The organism is Nocardia sp. NPDC050435, from assembly GCF_040655395.1.
Lineage (GTDB): Bacteria > Actinomycetota > Actinomycetes > Mycobacteriales > Mycobacteriaceae > Nocardia.
Window position 1 is genome coordinate 572,072 of the sequence record NZ_JBFAJW010000004.1, and the last position, 20,914, is coordinate 592,985.

Genomic DNA, 20,914 nt, shown 5'->3' on the forward strand with positions numbered 1-20,914 from the left:
GCCCGCCATGTTCACTCTGAACCTCGACCACGAGTCGTCCGTCCCGCCCTACGAGCAGCTGCGTCTGGGGGTGCTGGCCCAGGTGCGCTCGGGGGAGCTGACCGCGGGCACCAAGATCCCGACCGTGCGAGCGCTGGCGGCCCAGCTCGGGCTGGCCCCGAACACGGTGGCCCGCGCCTATCGTGAGCTGGAAGCCGACGGTGTGCTGGAAACCCGCGGGCGGCAGGGCTCGTTCATCGCCTCCTCCGGTGATCCCACCCGGGACGCGGCGGGTCGGGCGGCCACCGAGTACGTGGCGGCGGTCCGCCGCCTCGGCGTCGACGACGCGACCGCGCTGCGGTATATCCGCTCGGCGCTGGAGGCCTAACGCCAGCTGGGCAGCCAGAGGTGGTCGTGCCAGTTCGACTGCGTGATCGGCAGGGCCGTGAGAATCGGCCAGAGCCAGATGAAGTTCGCGACCACCACGCCCAGATAGAGGCAGACGGCGAGCAGTCCGAGACTGCGGCGCTCGGTCGGCAGGTAGTTGCCCGACGGGCCGCGCGGAATCGACCAGCCCGGTCTGGGCAGCGCGAAATTCCGGGCCGGGCCGAGAATGTCGCCGAGCACCAGCGCCACGCCCATCATCAGGAACGGGGCCAGCGCGACCGCGTAGAAGTAGTACATCTGCCGGTCCAGGGTGAGGAACCAGGGCAGCAGCGCCGCGGCGTAGCCGGTGAGCACCGCGGCGTAGCGCCAGTCGCGCCGCACGATCATGCGCCACGCCATCCAGGCCAGCACCGGGAACGCCACCCACCAGAGGGCGGGCGTGCCGATCAGCATCACGGCCTTCACGCACTGCGCGGCGCCGCAGCCCGAGACGTTGGTGTCGGCGTAGTAGTAGAGCATCGGCCGCAGGCCCATCGGCCAGGTCCAGGGTTTGGATTCCCAGGGGTGGTGGTTGCCGGCGGAGTTGGTCAGGGTCTCGTGGAAGTGCAGCGACTCCCCGCTGTAGAACCACAGCGAGCGCAGGGCGTCGGGCAGGAAGGACCAGGTGCCGCCGGTGCCGATCTGATTGCCGACGGCGTAGCGGTAGACACCGTCCTCGCTGGCGAACCAGGCCCAGTAGGTCATCAGGTAGACGCCGATCGGGATGGCCACGAGCGCGTAGAGCGCGGGGGCGACATCGCGCGCGATCGTGCCCACCCAGGGCCGCCGCACCCCGTACGCGCGCCGGGCCGCCACATCGAAGAACACGCTGAGCAGGCCGAAAGCCATGATGAAGTAGATGCCCGACCACTTGGTGCCGCAGGCCAGGCCGAGCAGTACGCCCGCGCCGAAGCGCCACCAGCGCACGCCTAGTCGCGGGCCCCACTCGCCGGCCGCGATCCGGCCCTGCGCGTCCACCAGGGCGATCCGGCGGCGCACGTCGTCTCGATCGACGATGAGACAGCCGAACGCGGCGGTGACGAACAGCGCCATGAAGATGTCGAGCATGCCGATCCGGGAGGAGACGAACAGCAGGCCGTCGGCGATCGTCAGGATGCCCGCGATCGCGCCGATCAGCGTGGAGCGGGCCAGGCGGCGCACGATCCGAATGATCAACAGCACCAGGATCGTTCCCGCGAGCGCCGCGGTGAACCGCCAGCCCCAGCCGTTGTAGCCGAACAGCCACTCGCCGATCGCGATCATCTGCTTGCCGACCGGCGGATGCACCACCAGCCCGTAGCCGGGGTTGTCCTCCACGCCGCCGCCGGTGAGCATCTGCCAGGCCTGCGGCGCGTAGTGCTTCTCGTCGAAGACCGGTGTGCCGGCATCGGTCGGGTAGTTGAGCATGGTGAAGCGGGTGACCGCGGCGACCACCGTCAGAAAGGCCGTGACCAGCCAGCCACGCACGGTGTCGGTCGGCCCGAAGTCCGGCGCGGGCCGCAGCGGCGCGGGACTCGACCACGAGGGCACGTTCCCGAACGGAGCGGTCGCGCGGGAGGTCACCTGGGTCACGCCCCGATGTTATGCGGTCCGGCGGACAAGGTCGCGCACCGGCAACCGAGCCGCCGCGCGGAATCCCGGCCACCTGGGAGTTCGGCGACTACGTGCCCCGTCGGAGCGCGCACTAGGCTCGGAGCCGATCCGGTGTGCGCCGGACGCGAGGTTCGGACGGGAGAGCGGTGGATTCGACGGCAGTGGGCCGGTTGGTGCTGGCGGCGACGCCGATGGGTGACATCGGGGACGCTTCGCAGCGGCTGCGGGACGCGCTGGCGTCGGCCGAGGTGGTCGCGGCCGAGGACACCCGGCGGACCAGGTCGCTGGCCAAGGCGCTCGAGGTGGAGATCACCGGCCGGGTGGTGAGTTTCTACGACCACGTCGAGGCCGCGCGGATTCCGGCGCTGCTGGCCGACATCGAGGCCGGGCGTACCGTGCTGCTGGTCACCGACGCCGGCATGCCCTCGGTCAGCGATCCCGGATACCGGCTGGTCGCGGCCTGCGTCGAGCAGGATCTGCCGGTGACCTGCCTGCCCGGGCCGTCGGCGGTGACCACCGCGCTGGCCCTGTCCGGGCTGCCGGTCGAACGGTTCTGCTTCGACGGGTTCCCGCCGCGCAAGGGCGGGCAGCGCCGGGAGTGGCTGCGAGCCTTGGCCACCGAGGCGCGCGCCTGCGTGTTCTTCGAGGCGCCGCACCGGCTGGCCGATTGCCTGGCCGACGCCGTCGAGGTGCTCGGGCCGGACCGCCGCGCCGCGGTGTGCCGGGAGCTGACCAAGACCTACGAGGAGGTCAAGCGCGGCACCCTCGCCGAGCTGGCGGCCTGGGCGGTCGAGGGGGCGCGCGGCGAGATCACGGTGGTACTGGAGGGCGCGCGGCCGCAGGCCGCCGACCCCGCCGATCTGGTCGGCGCGGTGGAAACCCTGACCGCCGAGGGCCTTCGGCTCAAAGACGCGTGCGCGCAGGTGGCCGGCGAACACAACGTCTCGCGGCGCGAACTCTACGACGCCGTGCTCGCCGCACGGCGCGACGGCGAGGACTGACGCGACCGAGGCCGCCCGGCGCAACCGCCGGGCGCGCTGATCCGGCAGGCCGCGGGAGCCTTCCCGGCCAGTGATCTCCGGGTGGTCCTGGCAGGTCTGGGCGCGGCCGTGGATGATCGGGGCATGACCACACTCGAAAGCAAGGCCAAAGCGTTTCTCGCACTGCATCAGCCGGGGAATCCGGCGGTGCTGCCGACGGTCTGGGACGCGTGGTCGGCGAATCTGGCTGTCGCCGCCGGGTTCTCGGCCCTGACCATCGGCAGTCATCCGCTGGCGGATTCGATCGGCCGCAAGGACGCCGAGGGGATGACCTACGCCGAGTCGCTGACCCGGGTCCGCCAGATCACCGAGGCGGTCGACGTGCCGATCTCGCTCGACATCGAATCCGGGTACGGGCTGGACCCGGCGCAGCTCATCGAGGGCCTGCTGGAGGCGGGCGCGGTCGGGCTGAACATCGAGGACACCGTGCACAGCGAGGGCGGCCGCCTGCGCGGCGCCGAGGAGCACGCCAGCTTCGTCGGCGAGTTGCGCCGCTACGCCGACGCCGCCGGGGTCCACGTGGTGGTCAACGCCCGCACCGATTTGTTCCTGCGTCAGGACGGCGACGAGGCCGATCGCGTCGACCGCGCCATCGCCCGCCTGAAGCTGGCCGCCGAGGCGGGCGCGGACGTGCTCTACCCGGTCGGCCGGCACTCCGACGCCGACCTGCGCCGCCTCACCACCGAATTGCCCTTGCCCGTCAACGCGATCGGCATCCCCGGCAAGCCCGCCAAGTCCTACTTCGCCGAGCACGGCGTCGCCCGCGTCAGCTTCGGCCCCTACCTTCAGGCCGCCCTCGCCGAGGAGGCCAACCGCCTGCTCGCGCAGTGGCAGTAGGCGGTTAGACCGGCAACGAACTCACCCCGCGTTCCGGAGAACGCGGGGTGAGTTCGTTCGACAGTGCTGCGCCGCTTACTCTTTCGGCTCCACGTAGCGCGGGTACACCGGTTCCGGCGCGGGCAGCGGCACACCGGCGGCCAGCGGGGTGGCCAGGTCGGCGAAGGTGCGGCCCTGCTGGGCGAGCAGGTCCAGGATCTTCGCCGACGATCCGGGCAGCACCGGCTGCACCAGGATCGCCACGATGCGCACGACCTCGAGGGTGACGTAGAGGACGGTGGCCATGCGGGCCAGATCCTCCGGGGTGCCGGACTTGCGCAGGGCCCACGGGGCCTGGGCGGAGAAGTACCGGTTGGTCTCGGCGAGCACCTTCCAGATCGCGTCCAGCGCCAGGTGCATCTGCTGGGCGTCGAATTCGGCGCGCACCTTGGCGAGCAGGCCACCGGCCTGCTCGAGCAGGGCCCGATCCTCGGCGGTGAACTCGCCCGGCGTCGGCACCTGGGCGTCGCAGTTCTTGTTCACCATGGTGAGGCTGCGCTGCACCAGATTGCCGAATTCGTTGGCCAGGTCGGCGTTGATCCGCGACACGATGGCGTCGTGGCTGTAGCTGCCGTCCTGCCCGTAGGAGATTTCCCGCAGCAGGAAGAAGCGCACGGCGTCCAGGCCGTATTCGGAGATCAGCGCCAGCGGGTCGACGACATTGCCGACCGACTTCGACATCTTCTCGCCCTTGTTGTACAGAAACCCGTGCACGAACACGCGTTTGGGCAGTTCCACGCCCGCCGACATCAGGAACGCCGGCCAGTACACGGTGTGGAAACGGGTGATGTCCTTGCCGATGATGTGCAGATCGGCGGGCCAGAACCGCTGGAACGCCGCCGAATCCGTTTCCGGGAAACCGACGCCGGTGAGGTAGTTGGTGAGCGCGTCCACCCAGACGTACATCACGTGATCGGGATGGCCGGGCACCGGCACGCCCCAGTCGAAGGTGGTGCGCGAGATCGACAGGTCTTTCAGACCGGCCTTCACGTAGCTGGCCATTTCGTTGCGCGCGGTCGCGGGCGCGATGAATTCGGGATGCTCCTCGTACAGGGCGAGCAGCTTGTCCTGATAGGCCGAGAGCCGGAAGAAGAAGTTCGATTCCTCGGTCCATTCCACCGGCGTCTTGGTCTCGGTGGAAATCCGGCTGCCGTCCTCGAGCAGCGTCGTCTCCTCGTCGGTGTAGAACGCTTCGTCGCGCACCGAGTACCAGCCGGAGTAATTGCCCAGGTAGATATCGCCGTTGGCGAGCATCCGCTCCCAGATCGCCACCGAGGCCCGCTGATGGTCGGCGTCGGTGGTGCGGATGAAGCGGTCGTAGGAGACGTCGAGCGTCTTGTCCAGCGCCTCGAACACGTCGGAGTTGCGCGCCGCCAGCTCCTGGACGGGTACGCCCTCGGCGGCCGCGGCCTGCTGCATCTTCTGGCCGTGCTCGTCGGTACCGGTCATGAAGAAGACCTCGTACCCGTCGAGCCGCTTGAATCGGGCGATGGCGTCCGCGGAGATGTACTCGTAGGCATGCCCGATATGCGGCGCACCGTTCGGATAGGCGATGGCCGTGGTGACATAGAAGGCGGGGCGGTCAGCTGCGCTCATGGTGTGTCTACTGTAATGGCCGTGCTATTCGACGCTCACTTGAATATCCCCGTCGGCGAGGTAGCGGCATGAGCGGCAAACGGCCCGCACCGGATTTGCCCGAACCGCTCGCTCCGCTGGTGGACGCGCACACCCACCTGGACGCGTGCGGTGCGACCGATGCCGCGTCGACGACGGTGATCGTCGACCGGGCGGCGTCGGTGGGCGTCGGCACCATCGTCACCGTGGCAGACGACCTGAAAGCCGCCCAGTGGGCGGTCCAGGCGGCGCACTGGGATCCCCGGGTCTACGCCGCCGTGGCGCTGCACCCGACTCGGGCCAACGCGCTCGACGACGCCGCGAAAGCGGAACTCGAGCGACTGGCCGCGGATCCGCGGGTGGTCGCGATCGGGGAAACGGGGCTGGACTACTACTGGCCCGGCAAACTCGACGGCTGCGCCGATATCGAAACCCAGATCGAGGGTTTCCGCTGGCACATCGAGCTGGCCAAGCGCCTGCGCAAACCGCTGATGATCCACAATCGCGAGGCCGATCACGATTTGCTGGCGGTGCTGCTGGACGAGGGCGCGCCGGAAAAGGTGATCTTCCACTGCTTCTCGTCGGACACCAATATGGCGCTGTCCTGTGTGGCCGAGGGGTACCTGCTGAGTTTCTCGGGCACGGTCAGCTTCAAGAACGCCCACGAATTGCGGGAGGCCGCCAAGGTGGTGCCGGACGAGGCGATTCTGGTGGAGACCGACGCGCCCTATCTGACGCCGCATCCGTTCCGCGGCGCGCCGAACGAATCCTATGTCCTGCCGTATACCGTGCGCGCCCTCGCCGAACTGCGGGAACAGGATCCGGCCGAGCTCGCGAAGATCACCACGGCGAACGCCCGGCGGGTTTACGGGATCTAGGATTTCGCGTGCCCGGGCGCACGCGTTACCCCGTCAGGCCCCTTGATTTCACAAATGTGGGCCAGATCACTATTCTGTCCACGTTTCGTGATTTACCTGCGGCTGCGATATTCGATCGTGATGTTCAAAGCCGCAGTTCCACGTCCTGCGGTTGTCCACCACCCCTCCTCTCGTTATCGTCCTGTGACCATGTCCCCATTCACCCGGATCAACCAGTCACGCTCGCCGCTGCTGTACGCAGCGGTCGCGGCGTTGCTGATGACGTTGATCGTGGGCTCCGCGCTGGCGATCGTGAACCGTAAGCACGTCACGGTGATCGTCGACGGCGCCCAGTCCACCCACGCGACCATGTCGCGCAATGTCGCGGGCGTGCTGCGCGCCGCCGGGTTCGATGTCACCGACCGCGATCTGGTGCGCCCGGGCCTGGCCGCGGCCGTCGCCGACGGTGCCACCATCGTGTTCAACCGGGCCCGCGAGGTCACCCTGACCATCGACGGCAAGCCGCAGAAGGTCTGGACCACCGGTCTCACCGCGGGTGAGGCGCTGGAGCAGCTCGAGATTCCGAGCGATCGCTTCGTGGCGCCCGCACGCACCGCCCCGCTGCCGCTGGCCGGGGCGACGTTGCAGGTCGCGAGCCCGCGCCCGGTGGCGCTGCTGGACGGCCTCGGCGGCTTCATCGAGGTGAAGATGGCCGGGCGCACCGTCGGGGAAGCCCTGGCCACGGCCGGTATCCCGCTGATCGAGCAGGACACCGTCGAGCCCGCCGCCGACACCCAGCTCGCCGAGGGCATGCGAATCACCGTGACGCGCAAGCGCGTCGAGAACGTGACCGAGACGCTGCCGCTGGATCCGCCGGAGAACGTCATCGAGGACGTCACCATGAACATGAGCCGCACCGTGGTGGAGAGCAAGGGCGTGCCCGGCGTGCACGATGTCACCTTCGCGGTCACCAAGGTCAACGGGCAGGAGGTGGATCGCAAGCCGGTCGCCTCGAACGTCACCGTGCCCGCGCAGCCGAAGACGGTGCGCAAGGGCGCCAAGCCGGGCACCGAGGTGCCGCCGGTGAAGGACGGCTCGATCTGGGACGCGCTGGCCCGCTGCGAGGCCACCGGGAACTGGGCGATCAACACCGGCAACGGGTATTACGGTGGCCTGCAGTTCGATCAGAGCACCTGGGAGCGCCAGGGTGGTTTGAAGTACGCGCCGCGCGCCGATCTCGCCACCCGGGAAGAGCAGATCGCGATCGGTGAGGTCACCCGCGCGCGCCAGGGCTGGGGCGCCTGGCCGGCCTGCACCAGCCGGTTGGGGATGTGAGCACCGGCCCGATTGAGCGGGCGCACAGGATTCCCTGAGGGTTCTCTAAACAGCCCGGGAATGACCGGAACTCAACTGTACGCTCGTCCAGGTTTTGTTCATGGTCGGGTTGTCGAAGGGTTTCGGATGCGAACAGTTCCCGGTTGGAAGCGCGCGATCGCGGTTGCCGCCATGTCGGCCGGCGCGGCGTTGCTGGTGCCGGCGGGCCCCGCGCACGCGGAGACGCCCGGCACGGTGATCGCCCTGTCCGCGCGACCGGACGGCTGGCGCGGGATGCCCACCGGCACCGGCAATTCCGTCGTCGACTACTGGATGACCGGATCCGACGGATCGCCGCAGCCCGCCAGCGGCGCCCTGTTCGTTCCCGCCGGTACCCCGCCGCCCGGCGGCTGGCCGGTGATGGCCTACGACCACGGCACCAGCGGGCTCGGCCCCGGCTGCGGCGGCCAGTCCAACCCGCGCAGCGGCCGCGAGGACGCCATCATCCAGCGCATGGTGGGCCAGGGCTTCGCCGTCGTCGCGCCGGACTACCTCGGCCTCGGCAACTTCGACACCGGCGCGCACCCCTATCTCGAGCAGCGCACCGAAGCCACCGCCACCATCGATCTGCTGCGCGCCGCGCGTTCCGCCCACCCGGAACTCTCGCGGACCTGGGGCGTGATCGGTTTCTCCCAGGGCGGCCAGGCCGCGCTGGGCACCGGGCATCTCCAGGCCACCTACGCCCCCGACCTGGACTTCCGCGGCACCATCGCGGTGGACCCGGAATCGGATGTGGAGAAGGTGCTGCCGCTGGCCGGACCCGCCATCCCCAAGGTGGACGGCGCCGACGGCGCGCTCAGCTTCTATGTCGCGATTCTCGCCGGACTCCGGCAGGCGCGCCCCGACGTGGACGTCGACAGCTACCTGACGCCGCTGGGCAAGTCGGTGCTCGACGACGTCGAGACCGAGTGCTTCGGCGAGGTCTACGCGCGGGTCAAGGGCCTCGGTCTCGGTGAGCTGATGGCCAAGCCGCTGTCCGACGCCCGCATCCGGGCGGCGCTCGACGACTACCTGACCGTGCCGACCAGCGGTTACGACGCCCCGATCCTGTTGCTGGTCAACGTCACCGACAAGGTCGTGCCCTCGCCGCTGCACGGCGCGCTGGTCGCTCAGTTCGCCGCCAACGGCGTGGGCTTCGAGACCATCACCGGCACCGGCGAGCACTGCGAGCTGAACCCGGCCATGTCCGCGGGCATCGACGCCTTCCTGGCCCGGATCAAGGCGGCCCCGGTCCAGTCCTAGACCGCTCGCCACAGACTCGCCGCGGCGGAGACTCCCCGTCTGCCCGGCGTGCTCCGGCCGGGCCCGTGCGCACCGTGGGCCCGGCCGGATAGCAGGGGTTGGTAGGTTCTTCTGGTGTCCGAATCTGATGTTTCCGCTCGTGGGAGCGCCGCGCTGCTGGGTCCCGCCGAGGTGCGCACGCTGGCCGAGCGGTTCGGCGTCCGGCCGACCAAGCAGCTCGGGCAGAACTTCGTGCACGACGCGAACACGGTGCGGCGGATCGTCGCGGCGGCCGGGGTCGGGCGCGAGGACGTCGTCCTCGAGGTCGGGCCGGGGCTCGGCTCGCTGACCCTCGCGCTGCTCGACGTCGTCGATTCGGTGATCGCGGTGGAAATCGATCCGGTGCTCGCCGAGCACCTGCCGGTGACGGTCGCGGACCGCGCACCCGAGCTGGCCGATCGCCTGCGGGTGGTGCGGGCCGACGCGATGCGGGTCACCGCCGCGGAACTGCCCGCCCGGCCGACCGCCCTGGTCGCGAACCTGCCCTACAACGTGGCGGTGCCGGTGCTGCTGCATCTGCTCGCCGAATTGCCCAGCATCACCACCACTTTGGTGATGGTGCAGGCCGAGGTGGCGGACCGCCTGGCCGCCGAGCCCGGCGGCCGCATCTACGGCGTTCCCAGTGTGAAGGCCGGCTTCTTCGGCGCGGTGCGCCGGGCCGGGCACGTCGGCACCCAGGTCTTCTGGCCGGTCCCGCGCGTCGAATCCGGCCTGGTCCGCATCGAGCGCTACGCCGAACCGCCGTGGCCCACCGACGAGGCGCACCGCCGCCGCGTCTTCGAGGTCGTCGATGCCGCCTTCGCCCAGCGCCGCAAGACCTTGCGCGCGGCGCTGTCCGGCTGGGCCGGTTCGCCGGCCGAGGCCGAGCGTCGTCTGGTGGCCGCCGGGATCGATCCCACCGCGCGCGGCGAGACCCTCGACACCGCCGCCTACGTCCGCCTCGCCGCGCAGGTCTGACGCGATGTAGTCTCCGGCCCGGATCGTCTCGATTCGCTGCGACCGCGCGTGATCCGGCTGCCGGGCCGCGTGATCGGCTGCCCCGGGGCTTCCGCTGCTCGTCGATTTGGAGCGGATCGTGCCGCCCGCGGAGGAGGACGTCGCGCACCGGGGAGCCAGTCGGTAGCTGGGTCAGACCCGATGGGTGGAGCTCACCGCCCGTACTCTCTGTCAGTTGTGGTGGCCGGAATGGTTGCCGGTGGCGGCGGAATCGGTTGCCGTGACCGTGAACTCGGCGGTGTGCACCGAATCGCCGTGTGCGAAGTCCAGATACAGGCGGTAGTCGCCCGGCGTGGGGGCCGTGGTGTGGAACACGACATCCGGGCCCGGGGGAGTATTGCCCACCTCGCCCTGGGGATGGGTGTGCAGATAGGCCAGATCACTGGTGCGCAGGGCGACCAGGTGGGCGTAGGCGCCCAGGTACGGCTGAAGATCGGTGACGGGCTTGCCGTCCCGGGAGATGGTGAACCGGAGTTCGCTGCCCGCCGTGCTCTGCTCGCCGGTCAGCGAGACCTGGTAGCCGTCCACGGTGGCGGTGCGCTCCGGTCGTGGAATGGGTTGCGGCGTAGGGTTTCCCGCGACGGTGACGGTCTTACCGAGGACGAGATCGCGACCGGCGTCGATGGGCACGAAATCGGCGAAGACGCGATAGGTGCCCGGCTGCGCCCAGGTCCAGTCGAGGGACCAGGTGCCCGAGGCGTCCAGCACGGGATGCACGTGCCGGTATTCGGTGGCATCGGAGCGGACCACGACGAGGTGCAGTTGCTTCTCGTGCTGAACCGTGTATCGGGTGACCGGCGCGCCGTCCGGGCCGGTGATCCGGAAGCGCAGCGTCCCGGGCTGATTCGGCGCGGCGGGCGCGGTGAGATCGGCCAGGGTGTAACCGGCCTCGGCATCGCTGAGGCCGGTCGCGCTCGCGGTGTCGGCGGGCGGATCCCCGGCCGGATCGCCCACCAGCGCACCGATGCCCAGTGCGGCCCCGAACAGCACGACGAGCGCGCCGCCGGCCGCCGCCACCCGCAGCCGATCCCGCATCAGGCGACCTCGTAGCCCGCTTCGTCGACAGCGGCGGCGATCGCGGAATCGGCGACGGGCGCGGCGCTGTCGACCCGGACCGCGCCGCTGGCCAGGTCGACGTCGACGCTGGTGACGCCGTCGATCTTGCCGATCTCGGACTTGACCGCGCGGACGCAGTGCTCGCAGGTCATCCCTGTGACGGTGTAGGTGCTGGTGGCCATCGCCGACTCCTTCGTTCGTGCCCGATCCTACGATCCGGGGGCGTCCCCGGCCCAAACGAACATACCCCTAGGGGGTAGTGGGACGCAATGTCAGGTGGGCCAGTTGCGCATCGCCATCTCGGCGACCTTCGTCAGCTCGGCCGCGCTCGCACCGTCCCGGGCCGCCTGCGACATGCCCTGCAGCACGGTGCCGACGTAGCGCGCCAGCATCTTCGGATCGGCGTCGGCGGGCAGTAGGCCGTCGTCGATGTCGGCGCGGATGTGCTCGGTGAACATCTCGATGTTCCGATTGCGCAGCGCGCGCAGCATGTCCGCGATCTCGTCGCTGGTGGTGTTCAGGCCGGCGCTCATCACCAGGCAGCCGTGCGGGCATTCCGGCCGGGTGTATTGCGTGGCCGCCTCGCGCAGGATCCGGCGCACGGCGGCCGTCGCGGTCGGCTCCTCCTCGAGGGCGCGCGGCATGAAGCCGCCGTAGCGGGCGGCGAAGCTGGACACGACCTCGGCGAAGAGTTTGGCCTTGTCGCCGAAGGCGGCGTAGAGGCTGGGCGCGCCGATGCCGAGCGCGGCGGTCAGGTCGCCGATCGAAGTGGCCTCGTAGCCCCGGGTCCAGAACAGCCGAACGGCCTTGTCCAGCGCTTCCTCGCGGTCGAAGGAGCGCGGTCGTCCCCGGGTCGGTGTGGCCATGTCCCTATTTTATAGCGCTCGCTAGATAATGTGCTACCGTCCTTTTTGTAGTGATCGTTATAGAAAGGAACGCGCAATGGGTGCACTGACAGGCAAGACAGCTCTGGTCACCGGCGGCAGCCGCGGGATCGGCCGCGCCATCGCCGAACGGCTGGCCCGGGACGGCGCACGGGTGGGCGTGCACTACAACGGCAACGAGCAGGCCGCCAAGGACGTGGTGGCCGCGATCGAGGCGGCGGGCGGCTCGGCCTTCGCCGTCCGCGCCGAGCTGGGCGTGCCCGGCGACGCCGAAGCGCTGTGGGCCGCGTTCGACGCGCACGCCGACGGCCTGGACATCCTGGTCAACAACGCGGGCATCGACGGGGTCCGCGAGCCGCTCGCGGGTACCGCCGAGGCGGACTTCGACCGCGTCTTCGCGGTCAACACCAAGGCCCCGTTCTTCATCACCAAGCTCGCCCTGGACCGGCTGCGCGACGGCGGCCGCATCGTGAACGTCTCCACCGGGCTCACCCAGGGTGCGCGGATGCCCAACCTGCTCGCGTACACGATGACCAAGGGCGCGATCGATTCGTTCACCCAGATCCTGGCCAAGGAACTCGGCGCGCGCGGGATCACCGTGAACGCGGTGGCTCCCGGCGTGATCGACACCGACATGAACGCGGGCTGGCTGCGCAATCCCGACAGCGAGGCGATGGTGTCGGGCTGGTCCCCGCTCAACCGGATCGGCCGGCCCGAGGACGTCGGCGACATCGTCGGGTTCCTGGCCTCCGACGACTCGCGCTGGGTCACGGGGCAGTGGATCGACGCGACCGGCGGCGTGCTGCTGTAACCGGTTCGCGCGGGCGGCCGGTGTCGGTCCCACCCGTTAGAGTTGGGCACCGTGTTGTCAGTAGTGCCGAGCCCCGTCACCGTGCGTGCGCCTTCGAAGGTGAACCTGCACCTCGGAGTCGGTGATCTGCGCGCCGACGGCTATCACGACCTGACCACGGTCTTCCAGGCGCTATCGCTCAGCGACGACGTGCACCTCGCCCCCGCCGCGGCCCTCGCCGTGAAGGTCAGCGGCGAGGGCGCGGCGGAGGTGCCGACCGACCGCACCAATCTGGTGTGGCAGGCGGCGGTCCGGCTGGCGCACGTGGCCGGGCGCAACCCGCTGGTGGAAATCGCCATCGCCAAGGGCATTCCGGTGGCGGGCGGCATGGCCGGCGGCAGCGCCGACGGCGCGGCGGCCCTGCTCGGCCTGAACGAGCTGTGGGATGCCGGCCTCGGTCGCGAGGAATTGCTGGCGCTGGCCGCGGAATTGGGCAGCGACGTCCCCTTCGCGCTGCACGGCGGCACCGCGCTCGGCACCGGGCGCGGTGAGCGGCTGCTGCCGGTGCTGTCCCGCAACACCTTTCACTGGGTGCTCGCCTTCGCCAAGGGCGGCCTGTCCACCCCGGCGGTCTTCCGGGAGCTCGATCGGCTGCGTGAGATCGGCGATCCGCCGCGCCTGGGCCCGCCCGAGCAGTTGATGCAGGCGCTGGCCGCCGGCGATCCGGAACAGCTCGCGCCGCTGCTGGGCAACGATCTGCAAGCCGCGGCCGTCTCGCTGAAACCGGAGCTGCGCCGGACCTTGCGCGCGGGCGTCGCGGCGGGCGCACTGGCCGGGCTGGTCTCCGGTTCCGGGCCGACCTGTGCGTTCCTGTGTGCGAACGAAGAGGCCGCGGTATCGGTGGCCGCCGAGCTCGCGGGCGCGGGCGTCGCCCGCAGCGTGCGCACGGCCAATGGTCCGGTACCCGGCGCCCGGATCCTGCCGCCGGACGCGCAGACCAAACGCTGACCAGGCCGCTGCGGCCCGCCGTTCCCGACTCGGTCGGAAACGTCGTCCATACCCGTGCGATGCCCGGCTCCGTGGCGCGAACAAATCCGGGCTGGAACGCGCAGATCGGCTTGTGGCGCAGGGCGTATCCAGCCATCGGCCGGCGCGGCTACGGGCGCGGTATGCCGTCCCACCGCCATTTCGCCAGGCGTGGATGAGCGTCGTCGAGGTCGGTGCGCCCCGTCGCCCACAGCAGGGTTGGCCAGGGCGGGGTGTCGGTCGGCGCGTCGGGAAACAGTCGTCGCAGCACCCGCGCGCAGAGGTCGGCGGGCGGAGCCCAGGTGAGACCCAGGCCCTGGGCCAGATCGTCGGTGTGGACCAGGGTTTCCGCGATGCCCATCGCGGCGAAGCCTTCGGGGTCGGCGTTGCCGTAGACGTGATAGGCGCGAACCTCCGGTGCCGTGGTGCGGACCATGGCGACCAGCAGCGCGCCGCTGGCCTCCAGGACCTGGAGCAGGCCGGGCGCGCCCGCCGCGCGGTCGGCGTGGATCGCGTTGGCCGGGCCGCCGGGGCGGCGCGGCTCCCAGACGAACGGCACGTGCCCGCTCAGCGGCGGGGTGCGCGGGCCGAGCTGGGCGGCGTAGGCGAAGAGGTCGTCGCTGAGGTGCTCGACGGTTTCCCAGCAATCCCATTCCAGCGCACCGGCTTTCCGGCCCCAGCCGTCCGGCGGCGCGGTGCGCAGCAGGGTGACGGCGAGCTGGACGGCGTGGTCGAGGTCCGCGGCGGTGACGGGAGAGCGGGCGGGCATGTCTCGACCGTAGCGGTGCTCAGGCCAGGGCGTCGGCGATGCGGTCGACCTGAGCGGGATCGGCGCCGTAGCAGTAACAGATGAGCTCGTCGGCGCCGAGGTCCGCGAATTGCGCGGCGGCCGTGCGGATTTCCGCCGGTGTGCTGCGCATTCCGGCGACCATGTAGTCGGCGCGGCCGCTGAATTCGTAGTAGGCGCCCATGGCCGCGCGGGCGGCGTCGACCTGAGCGGAATCGCCGAGGGCGACGTTGATCTGGGCGACGATGCGCGGTTCGCCGGTGCGGCCGTGATCTTTCCAGGAGCGGCGGACCGTATCGAACAGGCCGCCGGCCCACTCCGGCGCGGCCGCGGCCAGGAAGCCGCCGCCCCAGCGGCCGACCCGATCGAGGGCGGCGGGCTGGAAGCCGCCGAAGAGCAATTCGGGACCTTCGGGGCGGGTGGGGGCGGGGCCGATGGGGCCGCACTCGGCGCCGTGCGCCGCGCCGGACCAGAGCCGGCGCAGCAGGCCGAGCTGTTCATCGAAGCGGCGGCCGCGGTCGCGCAGTTCGGTGCCGGCGGCGACGTGGTCGTCGGCGCGACCGCCGACGCCGAGGCCGAGGACGAAGCGGCCGCCGGACATGCGGTCCAGGGTGGCGGCCTGCTTGGCCAGCAGCGCGGGCTCGCGCAGCGGGGCCAGCAGCACCTCGGTCTGCAGGGTGATGCGGGAGGTGGCGCCGGCCAGTACGCCGAGCGCGACCAGCGGTTCGGGATTGTCGTAGACCAGGCGGTCGAGCAGGCCGAGCGTGCTGAACTCGGCGGCTTCGGCGCGGCGGGCCCAGTCGAGCAACCGGGCAGGATTGGAGATGGGTAGGCCGAGGCCGTACTTCATCGGGGTAGAACCTCCGATCGGAGTAGCTTTCAGCAGTACGGAACAACGTCCGTTACGAACAGTGTTCGTTCGAGGAAACCGTAAACGAACACTGTTCGTGACGCAACCCGGACCTCGTACGCACCCGAAATCGGGTAGCGGACGCTGGGTACCCTTGCCGAGGGCAACTATCTGGAGCCCGCGGCAAACCTCGGAAGGATCCATGTCCAACCTGATCAACCTGGAGCAGGTGTCCAAGAGTTTCGGCATCAAGCCGCTGCTGGACAACGTCTCGCTCGGCGTGCACGCGGGGGAGCGGATCGGCGTCGTCGGTCTCAACGGCGGCGGCAAGACGACTCTGCTCGAGGTGCTCACCGGGCTCGAGGCGCCGGACAGCGGCCGGGTGAGCCGGGTCGGCGGCCTGCGCCTGGCGGTGGTGACCCAGCGCGGCGTGCTGCCGCCGGGGTCCACGGTCGGATCCGTGGTGCTCGCCGGTCTCGCCGACGACGCGATGACCGACGCTGTCGCCGAACACGAATGGGCGTCGAACCCGCGGATCCGCTCGGTGATCGAGGGCATCGGCATCGAGGGCCTGGGCATGGACACCTCGGTGGACAACCTCTCCGGCGGCGAGCGCCGCCGGGTCGCCCTGGCCGCCGCGCTGGTGCGCGAGCTGGACCTGCTGGTGCTCGACGAGCCCACCAACCATCTCGACGTCGAGGGCGTGCAGTGGCTGGCCCAGCATCTGCTGAACCGCCGCAGCGCGCTCGTCGTGGTCACGCACGATCGCTGGTTCCTCGACACCGTCGCCACCAACACCTGGGAGGTCGTCGGCGGCAAGGTGGAGAGCTACGAGGGCGGCTACGGCGACTGGATCTTCGCGCGCGCCGAACGGGCCAGGCAGGCAGACGCTTCCGAGGCGCGCCGGCAGAACCTGGCGCGCAAGGAGCTGGCCTGGTTGCGCCGCGGCGCCAAGGCGCGCACCTCCAAGCCGCGCTACCGGGTCGAGGCCGCCGAGGCGCTGATCGCCGACGTGCCGCCGCCGCGCGACAGCGTCTCGCTGGCCGCGTTCGCGCGGAAACGGCTGGGCCGCGTGGTGATCGAGCTCGAGGACACCACGCTGACCACCCCGGACGGCCGGGAGCTGGTGCGCGACCTGACCTGGCGGCTCGCGCCGGGCGAGCGCGTCGGCCTGGTCGGGGTCAACGGCTCGGGCAAGACGACGCTGCTGCGCACCCTGGCCGGCGCGGCGGAACCGGCCGCCGGCAAGCGGGTGCAGGGCCAGACCGTCCAGATCGGCTGGCTGCGCCAGGAACTCGACGATCTGCCCACCGATATGCGCGTGCTCGAGGCCGTGCAGCAGGTGGCGCAGCGGATCATGCTGGGCGACAAGGAGATCTCGGCCGGTCAGCTGGCCGAGCGGCTCGGTTTCACCCCGGCGCGCCAGCGCACCCCGGTCGGCGATCTCTCCGGCGGCGAGCGCCGCCGGCTGCAGCTCACCCGCATCCTGATGGCCGAGCCCAACGTGCTGCTGCTCGACGAGCCGACCAACGATCTCGACATCGACACCCTGCAGCAGCTCGAGGATCTGCTCGACAACTGGGCCGGCACCCTGGTCGTGATCAGCCACGACCGGTACCTGATCGAGCGCATCGCCGACTCCACCTGGGCGCTGTTCGGCGACGGGAAGCTCACCAACCTGCCGGGCGGCATCGACGAGTACCTGAAGAAGCGCGCCGCCCAGTCCGCGCCCGCGCTGGCTCGACCGTCGGCGGAACCCGTTGCCCCGGTGACGGATTCGGCGGCCTACCGGGCGGCGCGCAAGGAGCTCGCGAAGCTGGAGCGCAGCATCGACAAGCTGGGCGAGCGCGAGGCCAAGCTGCACGCCGCCCTGGCCGACGCGGCGACCGACGCGGACAAGCTGGTATCGCTGGGCGCGGAACTCAAACAGGTCCTCGCCGATAAAGATGCCGCCGAGGAGCGGTGGATGGAGCTGGCCGAGGACGCGTGAGCGCTAAGCCGGTGCGGGCCCGGCGTTCTCGGGCAGCGGATCGGCGAAACGCCGGCCGGCCGCGAGTACCTCGTCGACCGCGGCGACGGCGCTGACCAGCCGGGCCGCCCGGTCGCCCTGCACGAGGCGGTACCGTCTTCCGGTGCGCGCCAGCTCTTCCCGGAAGCGCTCGGTCATCCACGGCCGCAGGTGTTCGCCGTCGCGTAGCCCGTCGTCCTCGAAAGGCACGCCGTGGTGGTCGGTCAGCAGATAGAGGTCGCGTTCGGTGCGCGCGGCGATCCGCTCGACCTCCGCGTTGCGCGTGCCGAGGTAGCGCTCGTGCCAGATCCCGGTGGCGAAAGAGTCGGTGTCGCAGATCAACACGGGCGAACCGGCGCGGGCCGCGCGCTGTTCGTCGGCGTCCTGCCGCCGCGCGATGACCGGGAACTCCGCCGTGTCGAAGGTGATGTCCGACCAGGTCGCGGCCGGGTCGGCGGCGCGCGCCGCGGCCAGTTTCTCCGCGCTGTAGCGCCGCCCGTACTCGGCGACCCATCCGGTGCGCGCCCACACGCCGCCCCGCTGCCGGTAGTGCGCGGCCAGATCCCGCGACAGTGTTGTCGTGCCGGTGGATTCGGCGCCCAGCACGACGATCCGCCGGGTCAGGGCGGCGCGGACGGCGGGGCCGAGAAAGTCCCAGCAGCCCACCGGGTCCGCGCGAACGGCGGTGCCGGACACCGGGAAACGGGACCGCCGCGGATCCACGCAGACCGATTCGGCCTCGAATCTGCGCGCCAGTTCGGCGCCGTACTCCTCGGAGGTGAACACGGCGTCGACCCGATCGGGCACGGCCGCACGGAAGATCGCCATGTGCGCGTCCCAGATCGCGTGATCGTAGAGGTCGACGGGAATGTCGTCGATCGCGCCGACGACGTTCGCGCCCGGATGCGCCTCGCCCATCCACGCGACCCGATCGGCCAGCGGGATCGACTCCACGGCCGAGGCGCACACCAGCACGGTGACCCGTTCGCACCGGTCCTGGGCGGTGCGCACCAGGTGGTGGTGCCCGGCGTGCGGCGGATAGAACTTGCCGAGGACCAGCCCGTGCCCGAAGCGAGTCACGCTGTCGCTCCCGATGTTTCGCGAACCGGGCGCACCGAACCGCGCCAGCGCACCAGCCCGGCCACGCACAGCGCGAGGAAGCCGGTGTACAGCAGCGCCGTCAGATACAGGTCCTTGTGGATGTAGAGCGGGATGTAGACCAGATCCGCGGCGATCCACAGCCACCACGATTCCAGCAGTTTGCGGCACTGCCCGTAGGTGGCCATCAGTGAGAGCCCGGTGGTCAGGGCATCCCAGAAGGGCACGGTGGAATCGGTGGCACTGCTGAGCAATACGGTGAGGGCGAGCACGCCCGCCGCGCCCGCCCCGGCCAGCGCCGCCCATTCCCGGGCGCTGGTGCGCCGCACCGGCAGGGCCGCCGTGGCGCCCGGTCCCGCGCCGTGCGTCCAGCACCACCAGCCGTACCCGGCCAGTGCGATGAACACGATCTGCAACCCGGCGTCGGCGTAGAGTCCGGCCTGGGTGAACAGCACGATGAAGAAGATGTTGTTGGCGATCCCGATCGGCCAGTTGGCGATGTGCTGGCGCCCCACCAGCCAGACGCACACCGCACCGGTCGCGAATCCGAGGATCTCGGTCCAGCTCGTCGCCCAGCCCATGTCGGCCCCTCCCTTAATAGTCGATACGACCATAACTGCGTCCGCCGCCGGACGCAACCGGGGGCTCACTCGGGCAGCAGCCCGTGCTCCATGGCGAAAACGGCCGCCCCGGCGCGGGTTCGGCGACCGGTCTTGTCGTAGATGTGAGCCAGGTGATGGCCCACGGTGCGCTCGGAGACCACCAGTTCCGCGGCGATCTTGCGGTTCGACAGGCCGCGCGCGGCCAGGCGTAGTACGTCGACTTCGCGCTCGGTGAGACCGCAGGGCAACTCGGTGCGCGGCTTGCGCAGTCCGGCGGCCTCGATCACGGCGGCGCAGGCCCCGGTGTCGAGTGCGCCCGCGCCGGCTTCGGCCAGCAGCAACGCGGCGGCCTCGTCGCCGGTATGGGCGGGCCGGTGCGGGCGCGGCTCGGTGAGGGCGGCGAAAACATCGGCGGCGGCGAGGATTCGCGCGGTGCGGGGCAGGTCGTGACTGCGGACGCCGCGGTGGTAGCCGGTGCCGTCGAGCCGCTCGTGATGGCCCGCGGCGAGATCGGCGAGATCGGCCAGCCCGGGGCAGCGGCGCAGGATCCGGTCGGTCCAATAGGTGTGCAGGCGAACCCGCTCCCAGTCGCCGGGGCCCAGCGGGCCGGGGCGATCCCAGATCGCGGTCGAGACGGCGGCGCGGCCGATGTCGTGCAGCAGCGCGGCGGCCCGCAGGTCGGCCCGCTCGGCGGCGCTTGATCCGCTCAATTCGGCTGCGGCACAAGCAATGTCGGCGACGTGGCCGGAATGGCCGAGCAGCCAGCGGCCCTTCAGATCCACCACGACGGCCAGCGCCAAGCACAGGTGCAGGCGCTCGGCGGGCCGGATGTACACCGGCACACCGGGTTCCGCGTGCATCACGGCGGTGAGCGCGTCGGGGGCCTCGAGGCAGTCCCACAGTGCGTCGGCGGCGAACGCCGCGACCAGGTCCGGGTCCAGGTGCCCGCCCGCGCGCCGGCGCAACTCGGCCTCGGCCGCGCGGCGGTCCCGGCCCGCCGCGGCGAGGACGGCCTGCTCGGCGACGTGCACGATGCGACCGGGCAGGGAAATCTGTTCGCCGCGCAGGTGTTCGGGCGCGCCCAGGCCGTCCCAGCGTTCCTTCACCTCGGTCAGGGCGAGCACCGCCGCCTCGGGCAGGCCGAGCCGCGGGCCCAGGGCGCGACTGACCTCGCAGACCGATCGGACCGCCGCGACCGTGTTCTCCGGCGGCGAGTTGACGTAGCGCTCGCGCACCTGCGGCTGGACATCCGGCGCCCAGGCCCCGAAGTGCTCGAGCTGCGCGGCGAACACCGGCGGGTCGCCCGGATCGAGCACGTGGAACGCGCGCTGGAAAGCGATGTCGTCGGCGAAGGCCCCGGCGTTCTCCGACGCCCGGCTGGTGCAGCCGATCGCGCCGAGCAGCGCCGCGTGGAAGACGACGCGGCGATCGGTCTGATCCAGGCCGATCCGCTCGGCGAGGGCGGTCGCCACCAGGCAGGTGGCCAGACCTTTCTCGAAGGGGGCGCCGGTCGCCAGATCGGTGGTGAGCGAGAGCGCTGCCAGGACCTCGGTGACCCGGATGGCGGGTGCTGGACCGGTCACACTGCCACCGTATCGCGGTCCGGATATTCGGGAATCGCAATGTAATTCGGGATGCGCGCGGTGCCGCCGGGCGGTGCCGGTTTCGAGGCGGAGGGCGGGTGCCGGACCAGTCACACTGCGGCCCCGCGCCGATCACGAGGGCGGCGGGTCGAACCGGAATTCACGTTTAGCGTCCTTGACTCGGGGGTTCGTGG

At 70.8% G+C, this 20,914-nt stretch carries 19 protein-coding genes and 1 pseudogene; 10 read left to right on the top strand and 10 right to left on the bottom strand.

The features are described from left to right. Nucleotides 1-7: 7 nt before the first annotated feature. Nucleotides 8-367 carry a GntR family transcriptional regulator gene (locus AB0I43_RS15035; RefSeq protein ID WP_356973333.1) on the top strand — a complete coding sequence of 120 codons (360 nt, stop codon included), beginning with the start codon at nucleotides 8-10 and terminating at the stop codon, nucleotides 365-367. Here AB0I43_RS15035 and AB0I43_RS15040 read toward each other — a convergent pair. Further along, nucleotides 364-1,977, bottom strand: coding sequence for a phospholipid carrier-dependent glycosyltransferase (locus AB0I43_RS15040; protein ID WP_356973334.1), 1,614 nt, complete (start codon nucleotides 1,975-1,977; stop codon nucleotides 364-366). The genes AB0I43_RS15035 and AB0I43_RS15040 overlap by 4 nt on opposite strands. 167 nt (nucleotides 1,978-2,144) lie before the next feature. On the opposite strand from AB0I43_RS15040, the gene rsmI reads away from it, so the two are divergent. Next, a complete protein-coding gene (gene rsmI, locus AB0I43_RS15045; RefSeq protein ID WP_356973335.1) occupies nucleotides 2,145-2,999 on the top strand; it encodes a 16S rRNA (cytidine(1402)-2'-O)-methyltransferase in 855 nt (284 codons plus the stop codon). A 123-nt stretch (nucleotides 3,000-3,122) separates the two neighbouring features. Next, entirely contained in the window at nucleotides 3,123-3,875 is a 753-nt protein-coding gene (locus AB0I43_RS15050) for an isocitrate lyase/phosphoenolpyruvate mutase family protein (RefSeq protein ID WP_356973336.1), read from the top strand. A gap of 75 nt (nucleotides 3,876-3,950) precedes the next feature. On the opposite strand, the pseudogene metG reads toward AB0I43_RS15050, so the two are convergent. Next, nucleotides 3,951-5,513, bottom strand: a pseudogene (gene metG, locus AB0I43_RS15055) (methionine--tRNA ligase); the annotation flags it as partial. Nucleotides 5,514-5,578: 65 nt separating this feature from the next. Here metG and AB0I43_RS15060 point away from each other — a divergent pair. From AB0I43_RS15060 to rsmA, 4 genes are all read left to right on the top strand, one after another. Then, on the top strand, nucleotides 5,579-6,406 hold the full coding sequence (locus tag AB0I43_RS15060; RefSeq protein WP_356973337.1) for a TatD family hydrolase: 828 nt from the start codon (nucleotides 5,579-5,581) through the stop codon (nucleotides 6,404-6,406). Between the two features lie 189 nt (nucleotides 6,407-6,595). After that, a complete protein-coding gene (locus tag AB0I43_RS15065) occupies nucleotides 6,596-7,720 on the top strand; it encodes a transglycosylase family protein (protein WP_356973338.1) in 1,125 nt (374 codons plus the stop codon). 126 nt (nucleotides 7,721-7,846) lie between these two features. Beyond that, entirely contained in the window at nucleotides 7,847-9,001 is a 1,155-nt protein-coding gene (locus AB0I43_RS15070; protein WP_356973339.1) for a lipase family protein, read from the top strand. A 114-nt stretch (nucleotides 9,002-9,115) separates the two neighbouring features. Continuing rightward, on the top strand, nucleotides 9,116-9,997 hold the full coding sequence (gene rsmA, locus AB0I43_RS15075; RefSeq protein WP_356973340.1) for a 16S rRNA (adenine(1518)-N(6)/adenine(1519)-N(6))-dimethyltransferase RsmA: 882 nt from the start codon (nucleotides 9,116-9,118) through the stop codon (nucleotides 9,995-9,997). A 210-nt stretch (nucleotides 9,998-10,207) separates the two neighbouring features. On the opposite strand, the gene AB0I43_RS15080 is transcribed toward rsmA, so the two are convergent. The 3 genes from AB0I43_RS15080 to AB0I43_RS15090 form a co-directional block, all read right to left on the bottom strand. After that, the gene (locus tag AB0I43_RS15080) at nucleotides 10,208-11,071 is read right to left on the bottom strand and encodes a hypothetical protein (protein WP_356973341.1); all 864 of its coding nucleotides are present in this window, start codon (nucleotides 11,069-11,071) and stop codon (nucleotides 10,208-10,210) included. Beyond that, nucleotides 11,071-11,274: a copper ion binding protein gene (locus tag AB0I43_RS15085; RefSeq protein WP_356973342.1), complete on the bottom strand. Its 204-nt coding sequence runs from the start codon at nucleotides 11,272-11,274 to the stop codon at nucleotides 11,071-11,073. The genes AB0I43_RS15080 and AB0I43_RS15085 overlap by 1 nt, the downstream gene beginning before the upstream one ends. A gap of 90 nt (nucleotides 11,275-11,364) precedes the next feature. After that, nucleotides 11,365-11,958 carry a TetR/AcrR family transcriptional regulator gene (locus tag AB0I43_RS15090; protein ID WP_356973343.1) on the bottom strand — a complete coding sequence of 198 codons (594 nt, stop codon included), beginning with the start codon at nucleotides 11,956-11,958 and terminating at the stop codon, nucleotides 11,365-11,367. Between the two features lie 76 nt (nucleotides 11,959-12,034). Between AB0I43_RS15090 and AB0I43_RS15095 the strand changes: the two genes are divergently transcribed. Together AB0I43_RS15095 and AB0I43_RS15100 are read left to right on the top strand one after the other, a co-directional pair. After that, nucleotides 12,035-12,787, top strand: a complete 753-nt coding sequence (locus tag AB0I43_RS15095; protein ID WP_356973344.1) for an SDR family oxidoreductase — start codon at nucleotides 12,035-12,037, stop codon at nucleotides 12,785-12,787. Between the two features lie 51 nt (nucleotides 12,788-12,838). Then, the gene (locus AB0I43_RS15100) at nucleotides 12,839-13,774 is read left to right on the top strand and encodes a 4-(cytidine 5'-diphospho)-2-C-methyl-D-erythritol kinase (RefSeq protein WP_356973345.1); all 936 of its coding nucleotides are present in this window, start codon (nucleotides 12,839-12,841) and stop codon (nucleotides 13,772-13,774) included. Nucleotides 13,775-13,922: 148 nt separating this feature from the next. Here AB0I43_RS15100 and AB0I43_RS15105 read toward each other — a convergent pair whose 3' ends face one another. Together AB0I43_RS15105 and AB0I43_RS15110 are read right to left on the bottom strand one after the other, a co-directional pair. Next, the gene (locus AB0I43_RS15105) at nucleotides 13,923-14,561 is read right to left on the bottom strand and encodes a hypothetical protein (protein WP_356973346.1); all 639 of its coding nucleotides are present in this window, start codon (nucleotides 14,559-14,561) and stop codon (nucleotides 13,923-13,925) included. A 19-nt stretch (nucleotides 14,562-14,580) separates the two neighbouring features. Beyond that, nucleotides 14,581-15,429 (bottom strand): LLM class flavin-dependent oxidoreductase, encoded by an 849-nt coding sequence (locus AB0I43_RS15110; RefSeq protein WP_356973347.1) that lies wholly within the window; start codon nucleotides 15,427-15,429, stop codon nucleotides 14,581-14,583. 202 nt (nucleotides 15,430-15,631) lie between these two features. Here AB0I43_RS15110 and AB0I43_RS15115 point away from each other — a divergent pair, with 202 nt between their 5' ends. Continuing rightward, on the top strand, nucleotides 15,632-17,419 hold the full coding sequence (locus tag AB0I43_RS15115) for an ABC-F family ATP-binding cassette domain-containing protein (RefSeq protein WP_356973348.1): 1,788 nt from the start codon (nucleotides 15,632-15,634) through the stop codon (nucleotides 17,417-17,419). A gap of 3 nt (nucleotides 17,420-17,422) precedes the next feature. Here the strand turns inward: AB0I43_RS15115 and AB0I43_RS15120 are convergent, their stop codons facing one another. The 3 genes from AB0I43_RS15120 to AB0I43_RS15130 all read right to left on the bottom strand — a co-directional run bounded on the left by AB0I43_RS15120 (nucleotide 17,423) and on the right by AB0I43_RS15130 (nucleotide 20,720). Beyond that, the gene (locus tag AB0I43_RS15120; protein WP_356973349.1) at nucleotides 17,423-18,517 is read right to left on the bottom strand and encodes an AAA family ATPase; all 1,095 of its coding nucleotides are present in this window, start codon (nucleotides 18,515-18,517) and stop codon (nucleotides 17,423-17,425) included. After that, nucleotides 18,514-19,116: a nicotinamide riboside transporter PnuC gene (gene pnuC, locus AB0I43_RS15125; protein WP_356973350.1), complete on the bottom strand. Its 603-nt coding sequence runs from the start codon at nucleotides 19,114-19,116 to the stop codon at nucleotides 18,514-18,516. Before pnuC ends, AB0I43_RS15120 begins: the two co-directional genes overlap by 4 nt. 65 nt (nucleotides 19,117-19,181) lie before the next feature. Next, complete coding sequence (locus AB0I43_RS15130) at nucleotides 19,182-20,720, bottom strand: HD domain-containing phosphohydrolase (RefSeq protein WP_356973351.1); 1,539 nt, start codon at nucleotides 20,718-20,720, stop codon at nucleotides 19,182-19,184. Between the last annotated feature and the right edge of the window lie 194 nt (nucleotides 20,721-20,914).